The following is a 24,005-nucleotide window of genomic DNA, read 5'->3' on the forward strand; positions in this document are numbered from 1 at the left end:
GTCTCCTGTGGTCAGGCCGTCGGTACTTTAGTGAGTGCGACCTCGATGCGTTTCAAGGCCTCTTCACGCCCGGCCAGGAACACCGTCTGTGAAATGTCCGGGCTGACCTGGGTGCCGGTGATGGCCACGCGCAGCGGCTGGGCCACCTTGCCCATGCCGATCTCAAGCGCCGTCGCCACGTCATGCAGTGCCGCCGAAACGCTCTCCACCGTCCACTCCCCGGCCGCGCCCAACAGCTCGCGGGCCTTGCCCAGCGCCAGTTCCGCGCCCGGCTTGAAGTGCTTGGCCACCGCGGCCTCGTCGTATTCGGTCAGCGGCTGATACCAGACCACCGCCTTCTCGGCCATTTCCTTCAGCGTCTGCACGCGGTCGCGCAGTGCGACCACCACGTCGGCCGGCGCCGGACCGGCGTTCAGATCCAGGCCCAGCTTGTTCAGCTGGTAGACCAGGTGCGGAGCGATGTCGGCCGGTTGTTCGGTCTTCAGGAAGTGCTGGTTGACCCAGCCCAGCTTGGCCATGTCCAGGCGCGCGGCCTTGGAATTGCAGTTGGTCACATCGAACAGATCGATCAGTTCCTGGCGGCTGAACAGCTCCTGGTCGCCATGCGACCAGCCCAGGCGGGCCAGGTAGCTGAGCAGTGCGTCCGGCAGGTAGCCGGCGTCCTTGTACTGCATCACGTCGGCCGCACCGGTGCGCTTGGACAGCTTCGCGCCCTGCTCGTCCAGGATCATCGGCATATGGCCGAACTTCGGCACGGGGGCGCCGATGCCCTCGTACAGATTGATCTGGCGCGGGGTGTTGTTGATGTGGTCGTCGCCGCGGATGACCTCGCTGATGCGCATGTCCCAATCGTCCACCACCACCGCGAAGTTGTAGGTGGGGAAACCATCCGGACGGAAGATCACCATGTCATCGAGTTCGCTGTTGGCGATCTCGATGCGGCCCTTGATCAGGTCGTCGAACACCACCGTGCCCTCGAGCGGATTCTTGAAGCGGATCACGCGGTTCGGGTCGTCCTTGTACGGCAGGCCCAGCTCACGCGCGGCGCCGTTGTAACGCGGCTTTTCCTGCTTGGCCATGGCGGCCTCGCGCATCGCGTCCAGCTCTTCCCTGGTCTCGTAGGCGTAGTAGGCCTTGCCATCGGCGACCAGCTGCTCGGCCACTTCCAGATAGCGGGCCACGCGCTGGGTCTGGTAGATCGGGCCTTCGTCATAGCCCAGGCCCAGCCACTCCATCGCCTCCAGGATCGCGTCGATCGCGCCCTGGGTGCTGCGCTCGCGGTCGGTGTCTTCGATGCGCAGCACGAATTCGCCGCCACGGTGACGGGCCTCCAGCCAGCAGTACAGCGCCGTGCGGGCGCCACCAATGTGCAGGTAGCCGGTGGGACTGGGGGCAAAACGGGTGCGGCAGGTCATGGAGGGCTCAGGGCGGGAAACGGAATCCCGGCAATTTTACCCCGCCCCGGCCGCAAACCGGGCACTCCTTGCCCGGCATGGCGTGGGCGGCCATTTCCCGGCGGCCCACGCGGCAGCCTTCAGGGCGTCAGCAACGGCTTGCGCGGCAGCTTTTCATCGCGCATCGCCGCGTTGTAGACGAACGAGGCCACGATGGCGGCGGCCTGCTTCAGGTCCTCCGGCTCGGCGTGGTCCCAGGTGTCCAGGTTGCTGTGGTGGACGTTGGTGAAGTAGTCCAGGCGGTCCTGAATGAACTGGAACCCGGGCAGGCCAACGCGATCGAACGCGATGTGGTCGGTGCTGCCGGTGTTGCGGGTGGCCACGGTGGTCGCGCCCACGTCATGGAACGGGGCCAGCCACGCTTCGAAGATCGGCACCGCGGCCAGGTTCTCCTGCGCGTAGATGCCGCGGAAGCGGCCCGAGCCGTTGTCCATGTTGAAGTACGCCGAGAACTTGTCGTAATCGCGCTGGCGCTGCAGGGCGCCGGTGGGTTCACGCATCGAGGCCGGCAGCTTGAGCTGCGCCGGGTCGGTCGGCTCGGGGTAGCGCGCGAAGTGCTTGGACACGTAATCCTGGGAGCCGATCAGGCCCTGCTCTTCGCCACTCCACAGCGCCACGCGGATCGTGCGCTTGGGCTTGGCGCCAACCGCCTTGAGGATGCGCATGGCTTCCATCATCACCGCCACGCCGGCAGCGTTGTCGGCTGCACCGGTGCCGGTGTGCCAGGAATCCATGTGCGCGCCGAGCATCACGATCTCATCGGCCTTGCCGCTGCCGCGGATCTCGGCCAGCGTGTTGTAGCCCGGCTGGTCCTGCGTATCGGTGAAACGGGCCTCGACATTCACGCGCAGCTTGACCGCCTGCTTCTGGTCGACCGCCCGCACCAGCTGGTTGTAGTGCTCGGCCATCATCGCCAGCTCGGGCACGCCGACCGGTTCGCCCGCCTTGCGTGAGCCACCGCCGCCGACGCGGATGATGCCGTTGTCCCAGCCGCTGATGCTGATCGTGGCCAGCACGCCCTGCTCGGCGAAGAAGGCGTTGGTGGCACGGGTCAGTTCCTGCTTCTCCAGGAACTCCTTGGCCTTCTTGGCACGGTCGGCCTTGGCATCGGCGACGTCCTTGGGCACCGCGAACACCTGCAGCTCGGCCAGGCCGGCGTCATCGTGGCGGTGCGAATCGGACTTGGTGGCCCGTTCGTAGTCGCGTGCATCATTGAGCAGCAGGATCTTGCCGGCGATCTTGCCCTTGTACTGATCCAGATCGGCGAGCTTCTTGATCTCGACCTTGATCACCTCGCCCTCGACCGGGCCGTTGGTGCCCGGGGTCCAGGCCTTCGGCAGCGCATACAGCGGCGCCACGCGCGGGCTCAGCAGTTCCACGCTGGCGTTGCTGAACTCCCAGCCGCGGCCGAACGCATCGAAGGCCTCGTCATGGACGTTGACCAGGCCCCACTCGTTGAACTTGCTGCGGGTCCAGGTATTGGCCTCGCCCATCGCGGGCGAATTGGTCAGGCGCGGGCCGATCTGCTCGGTCAGATGGCTGAAGGTCGCCATCACCTGCGACCGGTGGAAGGCTTCCTGGCGGATGCGGCTGACCATGTCCAGGTCCACCGTTTCCTTCGTCTGTGCATCGGCGACGCCACTCAATGCCAATGCCACGCTCAACATGCCCCACTTGAACACGATTACCCCCGCCTCTCGGCCAGACCACGAACAATACCCGAGTCTATCGGGCGTGGTCCCGGTGCCCCCGGGCCAAGAGTCATGGTCACGCCATCCAGCCGTACCAGAGCTGGCCACGGGCAGGCAGTACCAGCAACCAGCGGCTGCGGTCTTCCGAGGCGCTGGCGTAGACCGCCGCATGCACCGGCCAGTCCGCGGGCAACCCGCGGATGCCGACCTCACGCAACGCCTGTGCACCCTCACGCCACGGCCGATAGTCGCCAAACCAGTGCGGCAGCGGCAGGCGTCCGCGCGCCTGCCGTGCCTGTTCCAGAAAGCGTAGCCCGTGCACGGTGATCGCCTCGCAGGTGGCCGGGGCCAAGCCGAAACGCAGCAGCCCCGGCGCTGCCGGCGTACCGGGCAGCGCCCTCAGCGGTGACGGCCATCCCGAGGCCTCGCCCTCCAGCAGCGAAGCCACCTCCAGCCGGGCGGGCAGCGCCCGGCGCACTCGTTCCTGCAGACAGCGGCGCAAGCTCATGTCCGTTCCTCAGCTCAGGCGTGCGCCGAGTTCGTACCAATCGACCCGGCGGGTCACCCACATCACCGCGGCCAGCACGCCGAACAGCAGCAGCGAGCCCATCAGCAGCGCGTTGTTCTCCGAGATCAGCAGCCCGTACAGCGCGCCATACAGGGCACTGAGCATCAGCGCGAAGCCCAGGCCGCGTTTCCAGCTCTTCAATACGCCGGACAGATACACGGTCTGGATGCCGATACAGGCGAGCGCCGAGAGTGCATAGGCCTGCCAGAACGCGATGTGCTCGGAGAGGCTGAGCAGCAGCAGGAAGAAGATCGCCAGCGCCAGGCCGACCATCAGGTACTGCAGCGGGTGGATGCGCAGCTGCTTGATCAGCTCGAACAGGATGAAGCCGACGAAGGTGAGCAGGATGAAGAGGATGCCGTACTTGCTGGCGCGGTCGGCCTGGGTATAGACATCGACCGGATTGACCAGCTCCACGCTTACCGCCTCGGCGTCGATGTCCGGGCGGTTGCGCAGCTGGTGCTGGGCACGCGAGGCCAGCGAGGACACCGCCCACTGGGCGTCGAAGCCCTGCGCGTCGACCTTGCGCTCGTTGGGCAGGAAGCTGCCACCGAACAGCGGGTGCGGCCAGGGCGAGCGCAGCGCGATGCGGCTGTCATCGCCCACCGGCACCACCGACAGCGACCGGGTGCCATCCAGCACCAGCTCCAGCTCGACCTTGCTGCCCTTGAGCACGCCACCCCGTTCATCCGCCAGGCCCGGCAAGCCGACATGCAGGCCCGTGCCGATGCCACTGACGCCGCCGGCATCGGGCAACAGCGTCACGGCGTTGCCATCCACGCGCAGGTTCGGCGAACCGACCAGGCCACGCACGTCGGCGATGCCCACGGTCAGGAAAGGCGTGCCATACACGCGGCCGGCTTTCACCGGGTAGTCGTCATCGGCGAACGCGGCGCTGATCGTGGCCTTCCAGCTATAGACCGGGACGCGGAACAGGCCGACGCGGCGCTCGTCCGGCTGCATCACGCCGTCCACCGTGAGCGTGGCCGGCATCTGCAGCCACTGGCCCTGCTCGACCTGCTTTTCCTTCTTTTTGGTGCCGGCCGCATCCACGACCTCGACTTCGCGGGTTTCGGTCCACGGCACCACCCGGATCGGTCCGGTCAGAATCTGCGCGCCGGCGCGGCTCTGCGCGACGCGTTGGTACGCCTCGTCGCGGTAGGCCTCACGCTCGCGGATCACCCCCTTGATCAGGCTCAGCGGAATCAGCAGCAACAGGATCAGCCCGCCGACAATGGCGAACCGCAACAGCATCTTCAGGGATTTCATGACCCGTCCTCGGTTGGGAGGGGGCCAGCTTCCCGCGCGCCGGTGTGCGGGGTTTGTGCCGAGTTTGAAGTCAGTGTGAAGTGCAGCGGCGGTCAGCGCCGCGGCGGGACCGAAGGCAGCCGCGACGGCAGCCACAACACCGCCTGCGCGCCGCCGTCATCGCGGTTGCGCAGGCTGACACGGCCGCCATGCAGGCGGGCCACTTCCTGCACGAACGACAGGCCGAGGCCGGAGCTGCGCTGGCCGGTGCCCGGGCGCGCCAGGGAATAGAAGCGCTCGAACACGCGGTCGAGCGCGTACTCGGGCACGCCACTGCCGCGGTCGGCCACGGTCAGCGCGATGCCCTCGCCTTCTGCACGCGCACCGAGCGTGATGCTGCTGCCGGCGGGTGAGAACGCCACGGCATTCTCCAGCAGATTGTTGAGCGCCTGGCGCAGCAGATAGCCGTCGCCCTGCACGCTCTCGGCCAGCACCTCCACATGGAGTGCTACGCCCGCCGCCTGCGCACGCACCGCCACCGCATCGGTCGCGGCCTGCAGCAAGGGTGCCAAGGCAAGCCGCTCGTGCTTGTGCAGCCAGCCGTACTGTTCCACCTCGGCCAACGCCAGCAGCTTGTCGATGGTTTCGGTGAGCCGCTGCGCCTGGCCTTCAATGCTGCGTGCAAAATGCGCACGGTCGGCATCCGGCAACGGCTCCTGCAACAGTTCGGCGGCACCGCGGATCGCGGCCAGCGGGCTCTTCATTTCATGCGTCAGCGATTGAACGTACTGCTCGACGTAGGCCTTGCCTTCCAGCTTGCGACGCATGGTTTCCAGCGCCTGGCCCAGATCGCCGATCTCATCGCGGCGCGGCTTCGGCGGCGGCACCGGCTCACCGGCGCTGACCGCCTTGGCGTAGCGATTGAGCCGGCTCACGCCGTGCATCAGCCACGCGGTCATCAGCAGGCCGATCAGCGCCGAGAGACCGATCAGCCAGGCACCGCGCTTCATGATGGCGCGCTGGCTGGCGGCGATGAACGGATCGATGCTGCGGTTGGGTTGGGCCAGGCTGAGCACACCGATCAAGCGGCGCCCATCGGCCGGATCGAAGATCGGCGCGGCCACGTGCATCACCGAGTGGGTATCGTCGCCCGGGGTTTCCGGGCTGGAACGCGCGCCGTATTCGCCACGCAGGGTGCGATAGACATCGTTCCAGCGCGAGTTGTCGCGCCCCACATCGCGCCCGGTCGAGTCGTACACCACGATGCCCTTGGCATCGGTGATGGTGACCTGGTAATCCAGCGTGCGCTTGGGAAAACGCCACACCATCGCCTTCGGGTCACGTCGCTGCGCACGCGCCAGATCGGCGACAAAGCGGCCGTCGCGGATGTGCCCGGCCTTGAGATCGGCGGCGGCCATTTCAGCCAGCACGTTGGCCGCATCGACCAACGTGGACTCCATCGCCTGGCGCACGCCAGGCTTCACTTCGTTGACGAAAATACGCATCACGAAGAACGCGGCGATACCCACGATCAGGAAGAAGCCCAGGAACAGTTTCAGGCCCAGCCGCATGCCTACACCTCCAGTGCGTAGCCCAGGCCACGGTGGGTGCGGATCGGGTCGGTCTCGGCACCGGCGGCACGCAGCTTGGCACGCAGGGTTTTGACGTGGGTATCGACGGTGCGGTCGGCGCTGTCGGCGTCGCTGTCCCAGCCGCGGTCCATCAGCTGGGCGCGGCTGAGGATCGCGCCGGGGCGCTGCAGCAGGGCCGCCATCAGCGCGTATTCGTAGCGGGTCAGGTCCAGCGGCTGGTCACCAAAGCGGATCCGGCTGCCCTCGCGGTCGATCGAGAAGCGCCCAATCTGCTGCCAGCCGGTGGTGTCGGCCGGGGCCGCGGACCGGCGCAGGCGCGCGCGCACCCGCGCCACCAGCTCGCGCGGGGAGAAGGGCTTGGCCATATAGTCATCCGCCCCCAGCTCCAGGCCGAGCACCCGGTCGAACTCGTCATTGCGGGCGGTCAGGAAGATCACCGGCACCTCGCTGAAGGTGCGCAACGTGCGGCAGACCTCGAAACCGCTCATGTCCGGCAGGCCGACATCCAGCACCACCACATCGAAGCCGTGCTGGCGCAGCCGGGCCAGCGCCTCCCCGCCGAGCAGGCAATGCTGGGCGCCGTAGCCTTCACTGCGCAGTGCATACAGAACGGTATCGGCGATGGCGGTTTCGTCCTCGACCACCAGGACGTTGTGCAGGGGATGGCTCATGCGCGCAGCATAGCCGCTGGGCCCGCCGCCCCGTACACTGCGCCGATGAATTACCGCCACGCCTTCCATGCCGGCAACCATGCCGATGTGCTCAAGCACATCGTGCAGCTTGCCCTGCTCGACACCTTCAAGCGCAAGGACAGCCCGTTCTTCGTGCTGGACACCCACGGCGGCGCAGGCCGCTACCTGCTGGCCAGCGAGGAAAGCCGCAAGACGCTGGAGGCCGAAGACGGCGTGATGCGCCTGATGGCCCAGCCGCAGCTGCCCGCGGTGGTGGAGCGCTATCTCAAGGCAGTCCAGGCCGACAACCCGGTCGGGGCGATGATCAGCTATCCCGGCTCGCCCCTGCTGACCGCCCAGACCCTGCGCGAGCAGGACCGCATGGCCGTCTGTGAAGTGCAGGATGCCGAAGCCACCGCGCTGAAGGCACTGTTCGCCCATGACAGCCGGGTGGCCGTGTATCACGCCGATGGCTATGCCCAGAACAAGAAGCTGCTGCCGCCCAAGGCCAACGGCGTGAAGATCGGCCGGGGGCTGGTCCTGATCGACCCGCCCTACGAGGGGCAGGACGCCGAGTACCAGGCCATCCTGGCCTCGGTGACCGAGATCCTGGGCCGTTGGCCGCAGGCCAGCTTTGCGATCTGGTTCCCGATCAAGCAGCGCCGCACCATCCTGCATTTCCTGCGCAAGGCCTGTGCGCTGCCGGTGAAATCGGTGCTGACCGCCGAGCTGCTGATCCGCCCGGACGACTCCCCGCTGCGGCTCAATGGCAGCGGCATGCTGCTGCTCAACCCGCCGTGGCAGTTCGACCAGGTCCTGGCCCCGGCCATGCCGGCGCTCAAGCAGCACCTGGGCGAGGCCGGCGCCTCGACCCGCCTGCAGTGGCTCAAGCAGGCCGAATGACCCCCTGAATCCAGGCCGGAACCCCGGCCTGGCCGGCGCCTCCCGTCCGGCGCGGCGTGAGTGATCCGTTCACGGAACGCTGCCCCCGGGATGCGAGAATCCGAAGACCACCAAGGAATCACCGGTATGGCTACCCGTAACCGCATGCCGCCCTGGCACGAGATTTTCAAGGCACCCAGTGGCCACGAGCTGCTGATCCGCCCCATCCGGCCGGAAGACGGCCCGCCGCTGCATGCCGCTTTCAGTCTGTTCGGTCCCGAAGAGATCCGCGACCGCTTCCTGCAGTCGGTAACCGAACTGTCGCCGGAAACGACGCAGCGCCTGACCCATCCCAATCCCAAGAGCGAAATCACCCTGGTCGCGGCCGAGTCGCTGCCCGCCGGTGAAGCCGTGGTGGGTGCGGTCGCGCGTGCCTCGATCATCCCCGGTACCCGCGAGGCCGAGTACGCCATCCTGGTCAGCCGCTTCCTGGTCGGCCAGGGCCTGGGCAGGCAGTTGATGCGCAAGCTGGTCAAGTGGGCGCGCGGCAAGTACCTGGATCGTCTGTACGGTGATGTTGCCGAAGAGAACGAGCCGATGAAGCAGCTGGCCGCCTCGCTGGGCTTCCAGCCGATCCCGCACCCGAACGGTACGCCGGGCCTGGTGCGCATGGTGCTGGAACTCGACAGCTGACGCGGGGGCGTCTTTCCGCGCCCTCAGCGGCAGAGCCGGCCGCGGGCGGGCTGCCCCCACAACCCCCATCGCCTGGAGCCGGCCAGCGGCCGGCACTACCGGTAACGTGGATCGGCCGTACGCTTGCCTGCCACCGGATGACACGGCCGCCACGCTGCGGTCTGCTAAAATCGACGGTTCATGTCACGCACCTCCTATCCCGTTCCGCCGCTGCCACGTCCTGGACAGCTCCGCGCCTGGTGGCGCGCCCCCGCTTCGGCCACGGCGCTGGCGTGGTACATCGCCCGCGCGGCGCAGTCGCACGACGGGCCGTTGCTGGTGGTCGCGCGCGACAACCATGGCGCGAACCAGATCGAAGCCGATCTGCACACCCTGCTCGGCACTGCCGGCGACGTGCCGATCGTGGCCTTCCCGGATTGGGAAACCCTGCCCTACGACGCCTTCAGCCCGCACCCGGACATCATTTCCCAGCGCCTGGCTGCGCTGCACGCCCTGCCTGCGCTCAAGCGCGGCATCGTGGTGGTGCCGGTGCAGACGCTGCTGCAGCAGTTGGCACCGCTCAAGTACGTCATCGGCGGCAGCTTCGACCTGACGGTCGGCCAGCGCCTGGATATGGACGCGGAAAAGCGCCGCCTGGAATCGGCCGGCTACCGCAACGTGCCGCAGGTGATGGACCCGGGTGATTTCGCCGTGCGTGGCGGCCTGCTCGATGTCTACCCGATGGGGGCCGAGGCGCCGCTGCGGGTGGAACTGCTCGATGAAGACATCGATTCGATCCGCGCCTTCGATCCGGAGTCGCAGCGCTCGCTGGACAAGGTCGAGGCGGTGCACATGCTGCCCGGCCGTGAAGTACCGCTGGATGATCTCAGCGTCTCGCGCGTGCTCAACACGCTGCGCGAGCGCTTCGATGTGGATACCCGGCGCAGCGCGCTGTACCAGGATCTCAAGGCCGGTATCGCGCCGGCCGGCATCGAGTATTACCTGCCGCTGTTCTTCGACAAGACCGCAACCTTGCTCGATTACCTGCAGCCCAACGTGCTACCGGTGCTGGCGCCGAACGTGTTCGATGCTGCGGCCGCCTTCTGGGCGCAGACGCAGAACCGCTACGAGCAGCGCCGCCACGATGTCGAGCGCCCGCTGCTGGCGCCGGAAGAGCTGTATGCCAGCCCCGAGCAACTGCGCGCCACGCTCAACGGCCTGGCCCGCGTCGAAGTCTGGCCGCTGGATCACGACCGCATCGGCGATGCACAGCCGCTGGGCGACCAGCCCCTGCCGCCGCTGCCGGTGGCCGCACGCGATGCCCCGGCTGCCGAGGCACTGAAATCCTTCATCGGTCATTATCCGGGCCGGGTGTTGATCGCCGCCGATTCCGCCGGCCGCCGCGAAGCCCTGCTGGAAGTGCTGCTCGCCGCCGAGCTGAAGCCGCCGGTGGTCGCCGATCTGCCCGGCTTCCTGGCCGACGACAGCGTGCGCTTCGGCATCACCGTGGCGCCGCTGGAAGACGGTTTCGCGCTGGAAAGCCCGCCGATCGCGGTGCTGACCGAACGTCAGCTGTTTCCCGAACGCGCCGGCCAGCAGCGCCGCAGCCGCCGGGCCGGGCGCGAGCCCGAAGCGATCATCCGCGACCTCGGCGAGCTCAGCGAAGGCTCGCCGATCGTGCATGAAGACCACGGTGTCGGCCGCTACCGCGGCCTGATCGTGCTCGATGCCGGTGGCATGCCCGGCGAGTTCCTGGAAATCGAGTACGCCAAGGGCGACCGCCTGTATGTGCCGGTCGCCCAGCTGCACCTGATCAGCCGCTATTCCGGTGCCTCGCCGGAAACCGCGCCGCTGCATTCGCTCGGTGGCGAGCAGTGGACCAAGGCCAAGCGCAAGGCCGCCGAAAAGGTCCGCGACGTCGCCGCCGAACTGCTGGAAATCCAGGCGCGTCGGCGTGCCCGTGCCGGCCTGGCGCTGCACGTGGACCGCGCGATGTACGAGCCGTTCGCGGCCGGCTTCCCGTTCGAGGAAACACCGGATCAGCTGGCCGCGATCGACGCGACGCTGCGCGATCTGGCCAGCAGCCAGCCGATGGACCGCGTGGTCTGCGGCGACGTCGGCTTCGGCAAGACCGAGGTCGCCGTGCGCGCCGCATTCGCCGCCGCCAGCGCCGGCAAGCAGGTCGCCGTGCTGGTGCCGACCACCCTGCTGGCCGAACAGCATTACCGCAATTTCCGCGATCGCTTCGCCGATTGGCCGCTCAAGGTGGAGGTGCTGTCGCGCTTCAAATCCACCAAAGAGATCAAGGCCGAACTGGAGAAGGTCGCCGCCGGCACCATCGACGTCATCATCGGTACCCATCGCCTGCTGCAGCCGGACGTGAAGTTCAAGGACCTCGGTCTGGTCGTGGTGGATGAAGAGCAGCGCTTCGGTGTGCGCCAGAAGGAAGCGCTCAAAGCGATGCGCGCCAACGTGCATCTGCTGACGCTGACCGCCACGCCGATTCCCCGCACGCTCAACATGGCCATGGCCGGGCTGCGGGATCTGTCGATCATCGCCACCCCGCCGCCGAACCGGCTGGCGGTCAAGACGTTCATCACCGCCTGGGACAACGCGCTGCTGCGCGAAGCCTTCCAGCGCGAACTGGCCCGTGGTGGCCAGCTGTACTTCCTGCACAACGACGTGGAGAGCATCGGCCGCATGCAGCGCGAGCTGGCCGAGCTGGTGCCCGAAGCACGCATCGGCATCGCCCATGGGCAGATGCCCGAGCGCGAGCTGGAGCGGGTGATGCTGGACTTCCAGAAGCAGCGCTTCAACGTGCTGCTGTCGACCACGATCATCGAATCGGGCATCGACATTCCCAACGCCAATACCATCATCATCAACCGCGCCGACCGCTTCGGCCTGGCCCAGCTGCACCAGCTGCGTGGCCGCGTGGGTCGCTCGCACCACCGGGCGTACGCCTACCTGGTGGTGCCGGACAAGCGCGCGATGACGCCCGATGCCGAGAAGCGTTTGGAGGCGATCGCCTCGATGGACGAACTCGGTGCCGGCTTCACCCTGGCCACCCACGATCTGGAAATCCGCGGTGCCGGCGAGCTGCTCGGCGAGGACCAGAGCGGCCAGATGGCCGAGGTCGGCTTCAGCCTGTACACCGAGCTGCTGGAACGCGCGGTGCGCAGCATCCGCCTGGGCAAGCTGCCGGACCTGGATGCGGGCGAAGAAGCGCGCGGTGCCGAGGTCGAACTGCATGTGCCGGCCTTGATCCCGGATGACTACCTGCCCGACGTGCATACCCGCCTGACCCTGTACAAGCGCATCAGCTCGGCGCGTGACAGTGCTGAGCTGCGCGAACTGCAGGTGGAGATGATCGACCGCTTCGGCCTGCTGCCGGACCCGGCCAAGCATCTGTTCGCGATCGCCGAACTCAAGCTGCAGGCCAACGTGCTGGGCATCCGCAAGCTGGAACTGGGCGAGAACGGCGGCCGCATCGTGTTCAATCCCAAGCCGGAGATCGACCCGATGGCGGTGATCCAGCTGATCCAGAAGCAGCCCAAGCTGTACACGATGGACGGGCCGGACAAGCTGCGCATCAAGCACCCGTTGCCGCTGCCGGAAGACCGCTTCAGCGCCGCCAAGGCCCTGTTGCTGACCCTCTCCCCGCGCTGATTTCACGCCTGGCGTCGGTCGCCAGGCGCTATCGTTCACTGGGCAGGCGCCACGTGGCGGCCTGCCCGACCCCGGCACTGACGGCCGGCCATCCGACCCCACGTGACCGCCCCCATGTTCGACGACGCCCCTTCGCAGGTCTGCTCCATCGACGCGCTATCGATGTCGTTGCAGATGCGCGACCAGTACACCCGTTTCCACTGCGACCGGGTCGGCCTGCTCGGCGATCAGCTGGGCCGCCTGTGCGATCTGGACGACACGCAGCGTGCGCATCTGGCACTGGCCGCCCGCTTCCATGACATCGGCAAGATCGGCATTCCGGACAACGTGCTGCTGTATCCCGCGCGCCTGGATGACGCACAGCGCGCGATCATGCGCACCCACCCCGAACGTGGTGAGCGCATCTTCGCCACCACCGGGCGCAGTGACGCCGCCGAGGTGGCGCGGTTGATCCGCAGCCATCACGAGGCGTTCGATGGCAGTGGTTACCCGGATGGCCTGAAAGGCAGCGACATTCCCCTGGGCGCACGCGTGCTGACCATCGTCGATGGCTACGACGCCATGACCACCACCCGCCCGTACCGCGGCCCGATGCCGCATGCCAAGGCGATGGGCATCCTCGCCGAGCAGCAGGGGGGGCTGGTCGACCCGGAGGTGTTCGGCCTGTTCACCCGGATGATGGCCGCCACTACCTAGTCTCGGCCTGGGTTTGCCGCGAGCGTGCTGGAAAAGAAAAACCCGGCTTTCGCCGGGTTTTTCATGTCTCACTCAACCGCGTGCGATCACCAGATCACAACGCGCTTGTCGTCGGCCCGCACCATTGCATCGCCGGCCTTGCACTCGAACGCCTGCGCGTACGCCGGCATGTTCGACGGCGCGCCGTTGGCACGGAAATTCGCCGGGGCGTGCGGGTCGGTGTTCAGACGCACGCGCAGCTCGCCCTCATTGAAGTTGCGGCGCCACACGGTGGCCCAGTTCATGAAGAAGCGCTGGTCCTGCGTGTGGCCGTCGACCGCTACGTTGGCCTTCGGGTCTTCCTTCAACGCCATCTGCAGCGCGTCGTACGCCACGGTCAGGCCACCCAGGTCGCCGATGTTCTCGCCCAGGGTCAGCTTGCCCTTCACGTTCACGCCCGGCAGCGACTCATAGCCGTCGAACTGCGCGACCAGCTGGTCGGTACGCTGGGTGAAGGCGGCACGGTCGCTGTCGGTCCACCAGTTGTCGAAGTTGCCGTTGGCGGCGAACTGGCTGCCCGAGTCGTCGTAGCCGTGCATCATCTCGTGGCCGATGACCGCACCGATACCGCCGTAGTTCAGCGCCGGATCGGCCTTGGCGTCGAAGAACGGCGCCTGCAGGATCGCCGCCGGGAACACGATCTCGTTCTTGGTGGCGTTGTAGTAGGCGTTGACGGTCTGCGGGGTCATGCCCCATTCGGTCTTGTCGACCGGCTTGCCGATCTTGTTGAGCATGAAGCGGTAGTTGAACGTGCGCGCGGCCTGCATGTTGCCCAGGTAGCTGTCACCGTTGGTTTCCAGGCCCGACCAGTCACGCCACTTGTCCGGGTAGCCGATCTTCGGGGTGAAGCTGGCCCACTTTTCCAGTGCCTTCTTGCGGGTGTCTTCGCTCATCCACTCCAGCTTCTCCAGGCGCGCCTTCAGCGCCACCGAGAGGTTCTCCACCAGGTGCTGCATCTGCACCTTGGAGTCGGCCGGGAACACGGCATCGACATACATCTGGCCCAGGCCTTCGCCGATGGCGCCGTTGACCGACTCCAGCACGCGCTTCCAGCGCGGCTGCATTTCCTTCTGACCACGCAGCGTGGTGCTGTAGAAATCGAAGTTGGCCTTTTCGAAGGCGCTGCTCAGGTACGGCGAGGCGTCATCGATGGTGTGGAAGCGCAGGTAGGCCTGCCAGGTGGCGGCCGGCACGTCGGCCAGCATCTTGTCCACTTCGCCGAAGAAGCCCGGCTGGGCCATCGAGAACTTCTGCGCGGCCGGCACCTTCAGGGTCTCGAACAATGCGGTCCAGCTGAAGTTCGGGGTCAGCTTGTCCGCGTCAGCCGCGCTGACCGGGTTGTAACGCTTGGCCGGATCACGCATTTCGATGCGCGACATCGAGGCCTTGGCCAGACGCGTTTCGAAGTCCATCACGGCCTTGGCCTGGGTCTTGGCCTGCTCGGCGTCCACGCCGGAGAGGGTCAGCACCTGCGCGATGTAGGCGACGTAGGCGTCGCGGATCTTGGCCTGCGAATCGTCGAAGTAGTAGCCCTTCTCCGGCAGGCCGAGGCCGCCCTGGCCGACATAGGCGATGACGTTGGCCGAATCCTTGTAATCGGCATTGGCGAACAGCGAGAACAGCACGCCCTGGCCCACCGCCTGGCTGTCGCGCAGGTACTGGGTAATGGCGGCGGTATCGTTCAGCGCGGCGATCTTGTCCAGCTGCGGCTGCAGCGGGGTGATGCCGGCGGCCTCGATCTTGGCTTCGTCCGAACCGGTCTTCCAGATGTCACCGATCTTGGCTTCCACCGTGCCGGCCTTGGCCTGGCTGGCGGCAGCCTGCTGGACCAGCGCGTGCTGCACTTCCAGCGAGCGCTCGCGCAGTATTTCGAAGCTGCCCCAGGTGGTCTGGTCGTTCGGGACCGGGTTGGCCTTGAGCCACTTGCTGTTCACGAACCCGTTGAGGTCGGTACAGGCGGCGATGGCGGTGTCCAGATCGGCCGTGTTGAGCGAGATCAGCGCGGTCTTGATCTGCGACTGATCAAACGCCGGCTTGGCATCGGCGGTGGCGGCAGGCGCGGTATCGGTCTTGCCGCAGGAGGCCAGCGACACGGCGATGGCGGCGGTCAGGCCCAGCGGGACCAGCTTGGAAAACTTCATTCGACTCTCCGGCTACAGATGGATGCATCACCCGGATCACGGGCAATCGGGCAGCGTAGCGCGGGAGGGGCCGGGGCGGACCGGCCAAAGGTCACACCATCGCGCAGCGGTAGAGCCACCCCATGGGTGGCTGCGTGAACCGTGCATTGCGTGCAGCCACCCATGGGGTGGCTCTACCCGCGGGGGTAAAGAAAAGGCCGGCTTGCGCCGGCCTTTCGTTGTTATTTCGCCTTGCCCTGGTTGGCCACGGCCTCAGCGGCCTTGCGTGCCGCTTCCGGGTCACCCAGGTAGCGGAACGACTGCACGGTCAGGTCGTCGTTGAGCTCGAACAGCAACGGGATGCCGGTCGGGATGTTGAGCTCCAGGATGGCGTCCTGCGAGACGTTGTTGAGGTACTTGTACAGCGCGCGCAGCGAGTTGCCGTGGGCGGTGACCAGTACGGTCTTGCCGTCCTTGAGCTGGGGGGCGATCGCATCGAACCAGTACGGCAGCACGCGGTCCAGCGTGGTGGCCAGCGATTCGGTGCCCGGCAGCGCGTTGCGGTCCAGGCCGGCATAACGACGGTCGTGGATCGGGTGGCCCGGGTCCTCGATGTCCATCGCCGGCGGCGGGATGTCGTAGGAACGGCGCCAGATCTTGACCTGGTCCTCGCCGTGCTTGGCGGCGGTCTCGGCTTTGTCCAGGCCCTGCAGGCCGCCGTAATGACGCTCGTTCAAGCGCCAGCTCTTGCTGACCGGCAGCCAGTCCTGGTCCAGTTCGGCCAGGGCACCCTGCAGGGTGTGGATGGCGCGCTTGAGCACCGAGGTGTGCGCGACATCGAACTGCAGCCCTTCTTCACGCATCAGGCGGCCGGCGGCGGCGGCCTCGCGGCGGCCCTGTTCGGTCAGTTCCACGTCCACCCAGCCGGTGAAGCGGTTGTCCAGGTTCCACTGGCTCTGGCCGTGGCGCAACAGTACGAGTTTCCGGGTCACTGCAGTATCTCCGACAGATGGCAAGGCAGACCCACATTGTAGCGGCAACCCTGCCCTGCCCGTCCGCCGCGGCCCGCCCCTGACCCTCAGGGATGCGGATGCCCGTGGTGGCCCTGCGCGTCCGGTGCAGGGCGGCGGCTGTCGTGGTTGTCGTGGCTGTCGTGGCTGCCGTGCGCGTGAGCGGCGTGGTCGTGCCCGGCATGGTCATCGGCGTGCCGGTCGCGGGGGCTGCCGACGCTGCAGGGATCGCCGCAGTGGTCGGCCTCGATCTGCAGGGTCACGTGGTCGATGCCGTACTGCTCGTGCAACCGGGTGCCCAGTTCGCGACGCAGGCGGTCCGCATCCACGCCGGTGCCCATCACCACGTGCGCGGTCAGTGCGGGTGTGCTGGAAGCCAGCGCCCATACGTGCAGGTCATGTACGTCCACCACGCCATCGTGTGCGCACAGGGTGCCGCGTACCGCCGCGACATCCATGCCCTTGGGCACGCCCTCCAGCAGCACGTTGATCGCCTCGCGCATCAACACCCAGGTGCGCGGCAGCACCCACAGGCCGATCAGCACGGCCAGGATCGGATCGATCGGCTTCCAGCCCGTCCAGCGGATCAGCAACGCGCCGAGGATCACCGCGACCGAGCCGAGCATGTCCGCCCAGACTTCCAGGTACGCGCCTTTGACGTTGAGGCTCTCGCCGCTGCCGGCGCGCAGCAGCCGCATCGAGATGAGATTGATCACCAGCCCGAACACCGCGATCACCAGCATGCCGGTGGAGGCGATCTCCTGCGGCGCGCGGAAGCGCTGCACCGCTTCCCAGAGAATGTAACCGGCGACCACGAACAGCATGCCGCCGTTGATCATCGCGCCCAGAGCCTCCAGCCGCGCGTAGCCGTAGGTGCGCTTGGCATCGGGCGGGCGCCGGCTGAGCCGGACCGCAACCAGTGCGATCATCAGCGCGAGGGTATCGGTGGCCATGTGCGCGGCATCGGACAACAGTGCCAGGCTGTTGGTCCAGAACGCGCCGGCCACCTCCACCAGCAGGAAGGTGGTGGTCAGCCCCAGCGCCCACCACAGCGGTTTTTCGTGGCGGATCTCGCTGGGCAGATGGTCGTGGTCGTGACCCATGAAAGCTCTCCTGGACAATGCCGGCAGGTTAAGCAGCGCCTCGCGCGGAGACTATTACACTTACCGCAGCGTTCAGTTTGCCATTCAATAACAACAGCGTCCGGCCGCTACCTCTCGACGGCCTGTGTGGCGGGAAGACAATCGTGCATAACGTTCCAAATCTTGATGAGGCCAGCCAACCGCTGGCGCTGGCCTGGGCACAGACACTGGCGCAGACGCCGGCCGCGGCGGCGACACTGCTGGCGAGCCTGTCGGCCGAGAGCCCGCCCGGGCTGGCCCACCACTTCTACGATGTGCTGCTCGAAGACCCGCGCGCGAGCCGGTTCCTCTCGCACGACCAGGTGCGGCTGCGCCTGAAACCGGCGATGCAGCGGTGGCTGCAGCAGATCCTCACCGCCACGCCGGACAGCATCAACGCGCTGGTCGCCGCGCAGCGCGTGATTGGCGACGTGCATGCGCGCGTGGGGATTCCGGTGGATCTGGTGGCGCGCGGCGCGCGCGTGCTCAAGCACCGCCTGTTCGACCGCATCATCGCGCAGGCCGACAAAAGCACGACGGCGTTTGCGGCGATCCACTGCCTCAGCGCTTCGATGGATATCGCCCTGGAAGGCATGACGCTGGCCTACACGCATGCACGCGAGCGCTCTTCGCGCACCGATGCGGCGTATCGCCTGTTCTCGCTGGTGCAGAACGTCAGCACCGAGCGCGAACGCCAACGCGCCCTGCTGCTGGATTGGGAAAACGCGCTGCTCTATGCGATGGCGAGCCAGAATGCCGAGGCCGAGCTCACCGGGCTGGCGCAATCGGAGTTCGGCCTGTGGTTCACCCACAAGGGCATCCCGAGTTTCGGCGAAAGCAGCGAGACCGGCCAGGTCGGTGCACTGGTCGCCGCGGTCGATACGCAGTTGCAGGAAGCGCTGGCGCATGCCGATTTCGCAGCGCGCTTCGGGGCATTGCAGGGCATCCGCGAGCGGCTGGCGCAGATCCGCACACTGATGGGCATGTTGTTCGAACGGATCGGCGAGCTCGATGCCGGCAGCGATGCACTGACCAACCTGCTCAACCGTCGCTTCCTGCCGACCGTGCTGCGCCGGGAAATCGAACTGGCCAATTCCACGCAGACGCCGTTCTCGGTGTTGCTGCTGGATCTGGACCATTTCAAGGCGATCAACGATGCGCACGGCCATGACGGCGGCGACCGCGCCCTGCAGCACGTGGCCGCCCTGCTCGGCCAGCTCACCCGCGGCAGCGACTACCTGTTCCGTTATGGCGGTGAGGAATTCGTGGTGGTGCTGGTGGCCGCCACCGCCGCCCAGGCCGAGGTGATCGCCGAGAACCTGCGCAAGCACATCGCGCAGAGCCCGGTGCAACTGGGCAGTGGCCAGAGCCTGTCGCTGACCACCAGCATCGGCGTGGCCGCGCATGATGGCCATCCCGACTACGAGCGGCTGATGGCGCGCGCCGATGCGGCGATGTACCAGGCCAAGAAGCGGGGCCGCGACCAGGTGGTGCTGGCCAGCGATGACCTGCCCGATGCGCCCGGGCGAAAGGCGCTGCAGCGCGGGTGACCCTGTGTGGCCGACGGCAGCGCCGGCCCATCCGCCCGTTGCGGCACGCATGGCTGACCAATGGCGCATGCCCCGCGCGCCCCGTGCGGCGTAGCATCGCGGCATTGCCGTCCGCCACAGGAATCCCCCGATGTCGATCCGCCGCGCCCTGACCCGCCCTGCCCTGCTGCTGCTCCAGTCAGCGCTGCTGATGACACCGCTGCTGGCCACGGCACGCGAGGTGGCGACGCCGGCCGAGCATGTGGATGCCGATGGACCGTACGTGTTCCGTACCGCCAAGGGGCTGGAAGCGGCCTGGGTGTGCAAGGACCACGTGATCCGCCGCGAGCTGCCGGCACGCGGCGAAGCCACCGTGGTCGCCCCCGAGTGCGGCTATCCGCACCCGCTGACCGTGCTGCCGCCGCGCACGGCGGAGATCGCCCGGTTCCCGGCCACGCCGCGGATCGTCGCGCTGTCGGACATCCACGGCCAGTACGGCCTGCTCGTGACGCTGCTGCGCGCCCACCACGTGATCGACAGCGAAGACCGATGGTCGCTGGGCGACGCCACGCTGGTGGTGGCGGGCGATGTGTTCGACCGCGGTCCGCAGGTCACCGAAGCATTCTGGCTGCTGTACAGCCTGCAGCAACAGGCCGCGGCAGCCGGCGGTGCGGTGCACTTCGTGCTCGGCAACCACGAGACGATGGTCCTCTACAACGACCTGCGCTACGTCAACCCGAAGTACCTCAAGACCGCGCAGCTGCTCGGCCGTTCCTACCCCGCACTGTACGGTCCGGATTCGACGATCGGCCAGTGGCTGCGCACCCGTCCGGTGCTGCTGCGCGTCGGGGACACCCTGTTCCTGCACGGCGGCATCGCACCGGAGAACCTGGACCTGGTGCGCAACATGGCGACCACCAACGCCGGCTACCAGGCCGCAGTCGGGCTGCCCAAGGAGCAGGTCAAGGCCGCACCGGACACTGCCCGCCTGTTCGATGGCAAGACCAGCCCGATCTGGTACCGCGGCTACTTCGATGGACGCATGGATACCGCCCATGTCGAGACGCTGCTCAAACAGCTCGACCTCGCCCGCATCGTGGTCGGCCACACCTCGATGCCGCATGTCAGCAGCTTCCATGGCGACCGCATCATCGCCATCGACAGCAGCATCAAGAACGGTGAAAACGGCGAGCTGCTGTTCATCGAGAACGGCGCGCTCAGCCGCGGCCTGCTGGATGGCTCGCGGGTGCCGCTGGCCGAAGGCCGGCTCGGCGAAAGCGACTGACCTGGCCGTTCCCGCCGGTCAACCCGCCGCAGCTCACCGTGGCTTGTAGATGCGCGAGACCATCCAGCCGCCGTGACTGCGGAAGCGGCCGCTGTCGCCGGTCAGGGCAAAGCGCAGCGCGACCACCGCGGCGCGCCCGCGGGAGCAATGCCAGTCACGCGCTTTGCGGTAGGCCTTCCGGAAGGCACGGAACGGGCCGCGGGCCTGCGTGGTGTCCAGTTCGGCCTCACGTGCTTCCATCGCCTCAGGTGGGTCCATGGCCTCGGCGGAGGCGGCTGTCGGATGCGCTGCAGCGCGGGTGGCATCTGGATGGAGAGGGTTTGACATGGCGTTCCTTCGATCAACGAGGCCCGGAATCGGCCTCCTGATCGATAAACCGAGAAAACCATCACAAAACTATCGCCCCCGGGACAGACCCGCGTCGTGATCCGCCATGCGCTGCTCCAACCCCTTGATGCGACTCAGAAATTCCGACGTCGGCGCCAGTTCCTGCAGGTGCGGCCGGGCCCGGGCGATCTGGGCGCGGGCGCCAGCGCCATCGCCGTTGGCGAACAATGCCTCCGCCAGCGGGATACGCCACTTGGCGGTGGCCGTGGAATCCGCCCCGTAGAAACCAGCGAATGTCTCCACCAGCTGGGCCGACAGCGGCACTGCCGCGGGATCGCCACGGCGCTGGGCAAGCAGCGCCTGCTGCATCTGCAGGCGCAGCCCCAGCCACGGGGGCAGGCTCGGGTGGGCCTGGCCGAACGCGGCCAGGGCCCGGGCGGCCTCGGCATGCTGTCCGTCCCGGATCAGCCATTCAATCTCGACCAGGCGCAACACCAGCAGCTGCGGCGACTCGGGCGGGAGTTCGCGCCGCCACAGGGCGGCCACCTGCTGCAGCGGTGCCTGCGCCTCGGCCGTGCGGCCGGTACGCAGCAGCAACCGGGCCAGCACCATGTCCACGTCGAGTGTGTCGGCATGCTCAGGCCCGAGCAGCGCCCGATAGCGCGCCAGCGCAGCGCGGTAGTTCTGCTCGGCCTGCACATAGTCGCCGCGGGCTTCCTCCATCAGGCCATGGGCATACTGTTTGACCGCGTAGGCGCGGCTGTCCACGCCATCCACCGCGGCGCTGGTCTGCAGGCTGTTGCGGAAGTGCTGATCGGCCGCCTGGTAGCGGCCAAGATCGAGATACTGTCCGGCCAGCGCGGCTTCGGCCGAGGCGGTGTAGCTGCTGCCTGCGCCGAACATCTGCCGGGTCAGCGCGAAGCTGCGCTCGGCCAGCGCCAGCGCTTCATCGATACGGCCCTGGTTGAGCAGCGTCGAGGACAGCGCGCGCAGGACCCGCTGGTACTCGGCCCCCTGGACACCATGCTCCCGCGATGCCTCTGCCAGACCCTCGCGCAGGATCGCTTCGGCCTTGTCCAGCTCGCCCTGGCTCCGGTACAGATCGCCGAGGTTGGCCATCGCCGCCAGGCCGCCGCGCTGAAGCGGTGCACCGTTTCCCCGCCGGCTCAACGCCAGCGCGGAGCGGAAGGAGTGTTCCGCCGCCGCCGGCTGCTCCAGCTGCGCCTGGGCCAGGCCCCGGGCGTTCAAGGCCTTCACCCGCACCGCCGGGGCATCGTCCTGCTCAAGCAGGCCCAACGCGTCCTCTGCACTGCCCAGCGCCTCCTTCTCACGCCCGGCGCTGAGCAGCTGCACCGCCAGACTGGCGCGGGCGTCGGCGATCTCATGCGGCGCGGCGCGCGTGTGCACCAGCCCCTCCACGCTGTCCCGCAGCAGGGCCTGCGCATCCTGCGGTTGACCCAGGTTCTGGTAGGCGCGCCCCAATGCAGCCTGCATCCGCGCGCGCAGCGCGGGCGACACGGTGCGGTCCTGCTCAAGCCGGCGTGCGCCCAGATCGAGCACCTCACGCGCGGTCATCGGCGTGCCGTGGCGCAGCCCCGGATCGGCCGCATCGAAGGCGGCCACCAGTACATCGGCGATGCCGGCGGCAGCCACCGCATTCTGCTCGGCCTGCCGACGCGCCTCGCTCAAGCGCAGCACGAAGGCCAGCACCATCACCGCCACCAGCGCGACGATCACACTGGCGCGCCATTGCCGCCGCAGCAGCAGGCGCGCACGATGCCAGCGGCTGGGCCGACGCGCGCGCACCGGGCGATGTGCCAGATACCGTTCAATATCCTCGGCCAGTGCGTCGGCAGAGGCATAACGTTCGGCCGGATCCGCGGCAGCGGCCTTGGCCGCGACCGCCAGCAGGTCGGCGGGCACGCCGCGCGCCGGCGGCGGCGTGGCCTGCAGCAGCGCCTCCAGCATCACGCCCAGACTGTAGACATCGCCCACCACACTGGCCGGGCGCCCTGCCAGGCGCTCGGGGCTGGCATAGGCCGGGGTGAGGAAGGCCGCGGCATCGTTGGCGTCACCGAGCAGATGCGCGATGCCGAAATCCAGCAGGACCGGCTGGCCGTCGGGGCGGACCAGTACGTTGCCGGGCTTGAGGTCGCAGTGCACCACGGATTGGGAATGTGCGGCCTGGACCGCGCCGCAGATCTGCACGAACAGGCGCAGGCGTGCGGCCAGATCCAGCGCCAGGGTGCGACAGGCGTCGTCCAGCGGTTCACCCTGTACGTATTCCATCACCAGGTAGGGCTGACCGCCCTCGGCCACGCCCACGTCATACAGCCGGGCGATATGCGGGTGCTGCAGGTCGGCCAGGATCTGGCTTTCACTCGCCAGCCGCGTGGCCAGTACCGGGTCGTAGGCGCGGCGGATCAGCTTGATCGCCACTTCGCGCCGGTACAACGCATCGGCGCGCTCGGCCAGGAACACCACCCCCATCCCGCCGACGGCCAGCAACCGGCTCAGGCGCCACGGGCCAAGCCGCTGCCCGACCAGCGTGGCCGGATCATCCATCGCGGCCATCACGGCGGCGAGCGCGTGCTCGACCCGGCCCAGGTCGGCGGTCTGCGCGCGCAGCAGCTGCAGGGTTTCGTCGATCGCGGCCGGGTCATCGCACAGCTCACCCAGCGCCGGGCGCCAGCGCGCCTCGGGCAGATCGCAGACCGCGTCGAACAGCCCCCGCACCGTCTGCCAGCGGTCTGGGCCGGTCATGCGCGCGTGGCCGGCCCAGCCAGATGCCGGTTCAACCACGCCTTGGCAAACCGCAGATCGCGATCGACCGTGGGCACCGACACATCCAGCGCCAGGGCAATCTCTTCGCGGCTCATGCCACCGAAGTACATCCATTCCACCGTGCGTGCGGCGCGCTCATCCAGGGCGGCCAGTTCCTCCAGCGCGCGGTTCAGGGCCAGCACTTCGAAGGCATCGTGATCAGGGCTGGCTTCCAGGTCGGCATACGACAGGGTCAGGTTGATCGCACCTCCGCCCCGCTTGGAAGCCGCCATCGCGCGTGCGTGGTCCACCAGCACGCTGCGCATCTTCAGCGCCGCCAATGAAAGGAAATGCACGCGATCGCGGTAACCGATCTCCCCACCGATCATCCGCATCAGGGCCTCGTGCACGAGCACGGTCGGCTGCAGCACGCCATCCTGGGGGGTGCCCAGCCGCGCCACGGCCATGCTACGCAGCTGCGCATACAGCAGCGCCAGCAGTTGATCGCGGGCGGCGATGTCCTGCTGCTCGCTCCAGCGGCGCAGCAAACGGGTGACATCCTGGCGCTCGGCCGCTGGAGGTGTCGCGTCAAAAGACATGTGGGGCGGGTCCGTGCATCACAGCAGGCGATCAGCCTGCAGTATCGCCGATCCCCATCCCCATGGGGC

At 67.7% G+C, this 24,005-nt stretch carries 18 protein-coding genes; 6 read left to right on the top strand and 12 right to left on the bottom strand.

The genetic code is table 11. The features are described 5' to 3' along the window. Positions 1 to 11 precede the first annotated feature (11 nt). From gltX to creB, 6 genes are all read right to left on the bottom strand, one after another. Positions 12 to 1,415 (bottom strand): glutamate--tRNA ligase, encoded by a 1,404-nt coding sequence (gltX, locus tag ABE422_RS14225; protein ID WP_346464400.1) that lies wholly within the window; start codon positions 1,413 to 1,415, stop codon positions 12 to 14. Positions 1,416 to 1,534: 119 nt separating this feature from the next. Beyond that, positions 1,535 to 3,121, bottom strand: a complete 1,587-nt coding sequence (locus tag ABE422_RS14230) for a M20/M25/M40 family metallo-hydrolase (RefSeq protein ID WP_346481910.1) — start codon at positions 3,119 to 3,121, stop codon at positions 1,535 to 1,537. Between the two features lie 100 nt (positions 3,122 to 3,221). Then, entirely contained in the window at positions 3,222 to 3,653 is a 432-nt protein-coding gene (locus ABE422_RS14235; protein WP_346483196.1) for a hypothetical protein, read from the bottom strand. A gap of 9 nt (positions 3,654 to 3,662) precedes the next feature. Continuing rightward, positions 3,663 to 4,982 (bottom strand): cell envelope integrity protein CreD, encoded by a 1,320-nt coding sequence (creD, locus tag ABE422_RS14240; RefSeq protein ID WP_313217675.1) that lies wholly within the window; start codon positions 4,980 to 4,982, stop codon positions 3,663 to 3,665. 92 nt (positions 4,983 to 5,074) lie between these two features. After that, the gene (gene creC / locus ABE422_RS14245; RefSeq protein ID WP_313212855.1) at positions 5,075 to 6,532 is read right to left on the bottom strand and encodes a two-component system sensor histidine kinase CreC; all 1,458 of its coding nucleotides are present in this window, start codon (positions 6,530 to 6,532) and stop codon (positions 5,075 to 5,077) included. Positions 6,533 to 6,534: 2 nt separating this feature from the next. Next, positions 6,535 to 7,224 (bottom strand): two-component system response regulator CreB, encoded by a 690-nt coding sequence (gene creB, locus ABE422_RS14250; RefSeq protein WP_346483197.1) that lies wholly within the window; start codon positions 7,222 to 7,224, stop codon positions 6,535 to 6,537. Between the two features lie 45 nt (positions 7,225 to 7,269). On the opposite strand from creB, the gene rlmJ reads away from it, so the two are divergent. From rlmJ to ABE422_RS14270, 4 genes are all read left to right on the top strand, one after another. Then, positions 7,270 to 8,127 carry a 23S rRNA (adenine(2030)-N(6))-methyltransferase RlmJ gene (rlmJ, locus tag ABE422_RS14255; RefSeq protein WP_282263631.1) on the top strand — a complete coding sequence of 286 codons (858 nt, stop codon included), beginning with the start codon at positions 7,270 to 7,272 and terminating at the stop codon, positions 8,125 to 8,127. Between the two features lie 126 nt (positions 8,128 to 8,253). Then, entirely contained in the window at positions 8,254 to 8,799 is a 546-nt protein-coding gene (locus ABE422_RS14260) for a GNAT family N-acetyltransferase (RefSeq protein WP_019184458.1), read from the top strand. Positions 8,800 to 8,979: 180 nt separating this feature from the next. Continuing rightward, positions 8,980 to 12,447 (top strand): transcription-repair coupling factor, encoded by a 3,468-nt coding sequence (gene mfd, locus ABE422_RS14265; protein ID WP_346483198.1) that lies wholly within the window; start codon positions 8,980 to 8,982, stop codon positions 12,445 to 12,447. A gap of 114 nt (positions 12,448 to 12,561) precedes the next feature. Next, a complete protein-coding gene (locus ABE422_RS14270) occupies positions 12,562 to 13,143 on the top strand; it encodes an HD domain-containing phosphohydrolase (RefSeq protein WP_259260099.1) in 582 nt (193 codons plus the stop codon). Between the two features lie 86 nt (positions 13,144 to 13,229). Here ABE422_RS14270 and ABE422_RS14275 read toward each other — a convergent pair whose 3' ends face one another. From ABE422_RS14275 to ABE422_RS14285, 3 genes are all read right to left on the bottom strand, one after another. Then, the gene (locus ABE422_RS14275) at positions 13,230 to 15,323 is read right to left on the bottom strand and encodes a M13 family metallopeptidase (protein WP_313212864.1); all 2,094 of its coding nucleotides are present in this window, start codon (positions 15,321 to 15,323) and stop codon (positions 13,230 to 13,232) included. Between the two features lie 221 nt (positions 15,324 to 15,544). Continuing rightward, complete coding sequence (gene gpmA / locus ABE422_RS14280) at positions 15,545 to 16,294, bottom strand: 2,3-diphosphoglycerate-dependent phosphoglycerate mutase (protein ID WP_346481903.1); 750 nt, start codon at positions 16,292 to 16,294, stop codon at positions 15,545 to 15,547. An 86-nt stretch (positions 16,295 to 16,380) separates the two neighbouring features. Then, positions 16,381 to 17,415, bottom strand: coding sequence for a cation diffusion facilitator family transporter (locus ABE422_RS14285; RefSeq protein WP_346483199.1), 1,035 nt, complete (start codon positions 17,413 to 17,415; stop codon positions 16,381 to 16,383). A gap of 143 nt (positions 17,416 to 17,558) precedes the next feature. Here ABE422_RS14285 and ABE422_RS14290 point away from each other — a divergent pair, with 143 nt between their 5' ends. Further along, on the top strand, positions 17,559 to 18,983 hold the full coding sequence (locus ABE422_RS14290; RefSeq protein ID WP_346483200.1) for a diguanylate cyclase: 1,425 nt from the start codon (positions 17,559 to 17,561) through the stop codon (positions 18,981 to 18,983). A 130-nt stretch (positions 18,984 to 19,113) separates the two neighbouring features. Then, complete coding sequence (locus tag ABE422_RS14295) at positions 19,114 to 20,247, top strand: metallophosphoesterase (protein WP_346483201.1); 1,134 nt, start codon at positions 19,114 to 19,116, stop codon at positions 20,245 to 20,247. 33 nt (positions 20,248 to 20,280) lie between these two features. On the opposite strand, the gene ABE422_RS14300 is transcribed toward ABE422_RS14295, so the two are convergent. The 3 genes from ABE422_RS14300 to ABE422_RS14310 all read right to left on the bottom strand — a co-directional run bounded on the left by ABE422_RS14300 (position 20,281) and on the right by ABE422_RS14310 (position 23,936). Further along, entirely contained in the window at positions 20,281 to 20,574 is a 294-nt protein-coding gene (locus ABE422_RS14300; protein WP_346483202.1) for a hypothetical protein, read from the bottom strand. A 69-nt stretch (positions 20,575 to 20,643) separates the two neighbouring features. Further along, positions 20,644 to 23,337, bottom strand: coding sequence for a tetratricopeptide repeat protein (locus tag ABE422_RS14305; protein WP_346483203.1), 2,694 nt, complete (start codon positions 23,335 to 23,337; stop codon positions 20,644 to 20,646). Beyond that, positions 23,334 to 23,936 carry an ECF-type sigma factor gene (locus ABE422_RS14310; RefSeq protein ID WP_313213033.1) on the bottom strand — a complete coding sequence of 201 codons (603 nt, stop codon included), beginning with the start codon at positions 23,934 to 23,936 and terminating at the stop codon, positions 23,334 to 23,336. The genes ABE422_RS14305 and ABE422_RS14310 overlap by 4 nt, the downstream gene beginning before the upstream one ends. Between the last annotated feature and the right edge of the window lie 69 nt (positions 23,937 to 24,005).

This window comes from Stenotrophomonas sp. TWI1151, from assembly GCF_039673135.1.
Taxonomy (GTDB): Bacteria; Pseudomonadota; Gammaproteobacteria; order Xanthomonadales; family Xanthomonadaceae; genus Stenotrophomonas.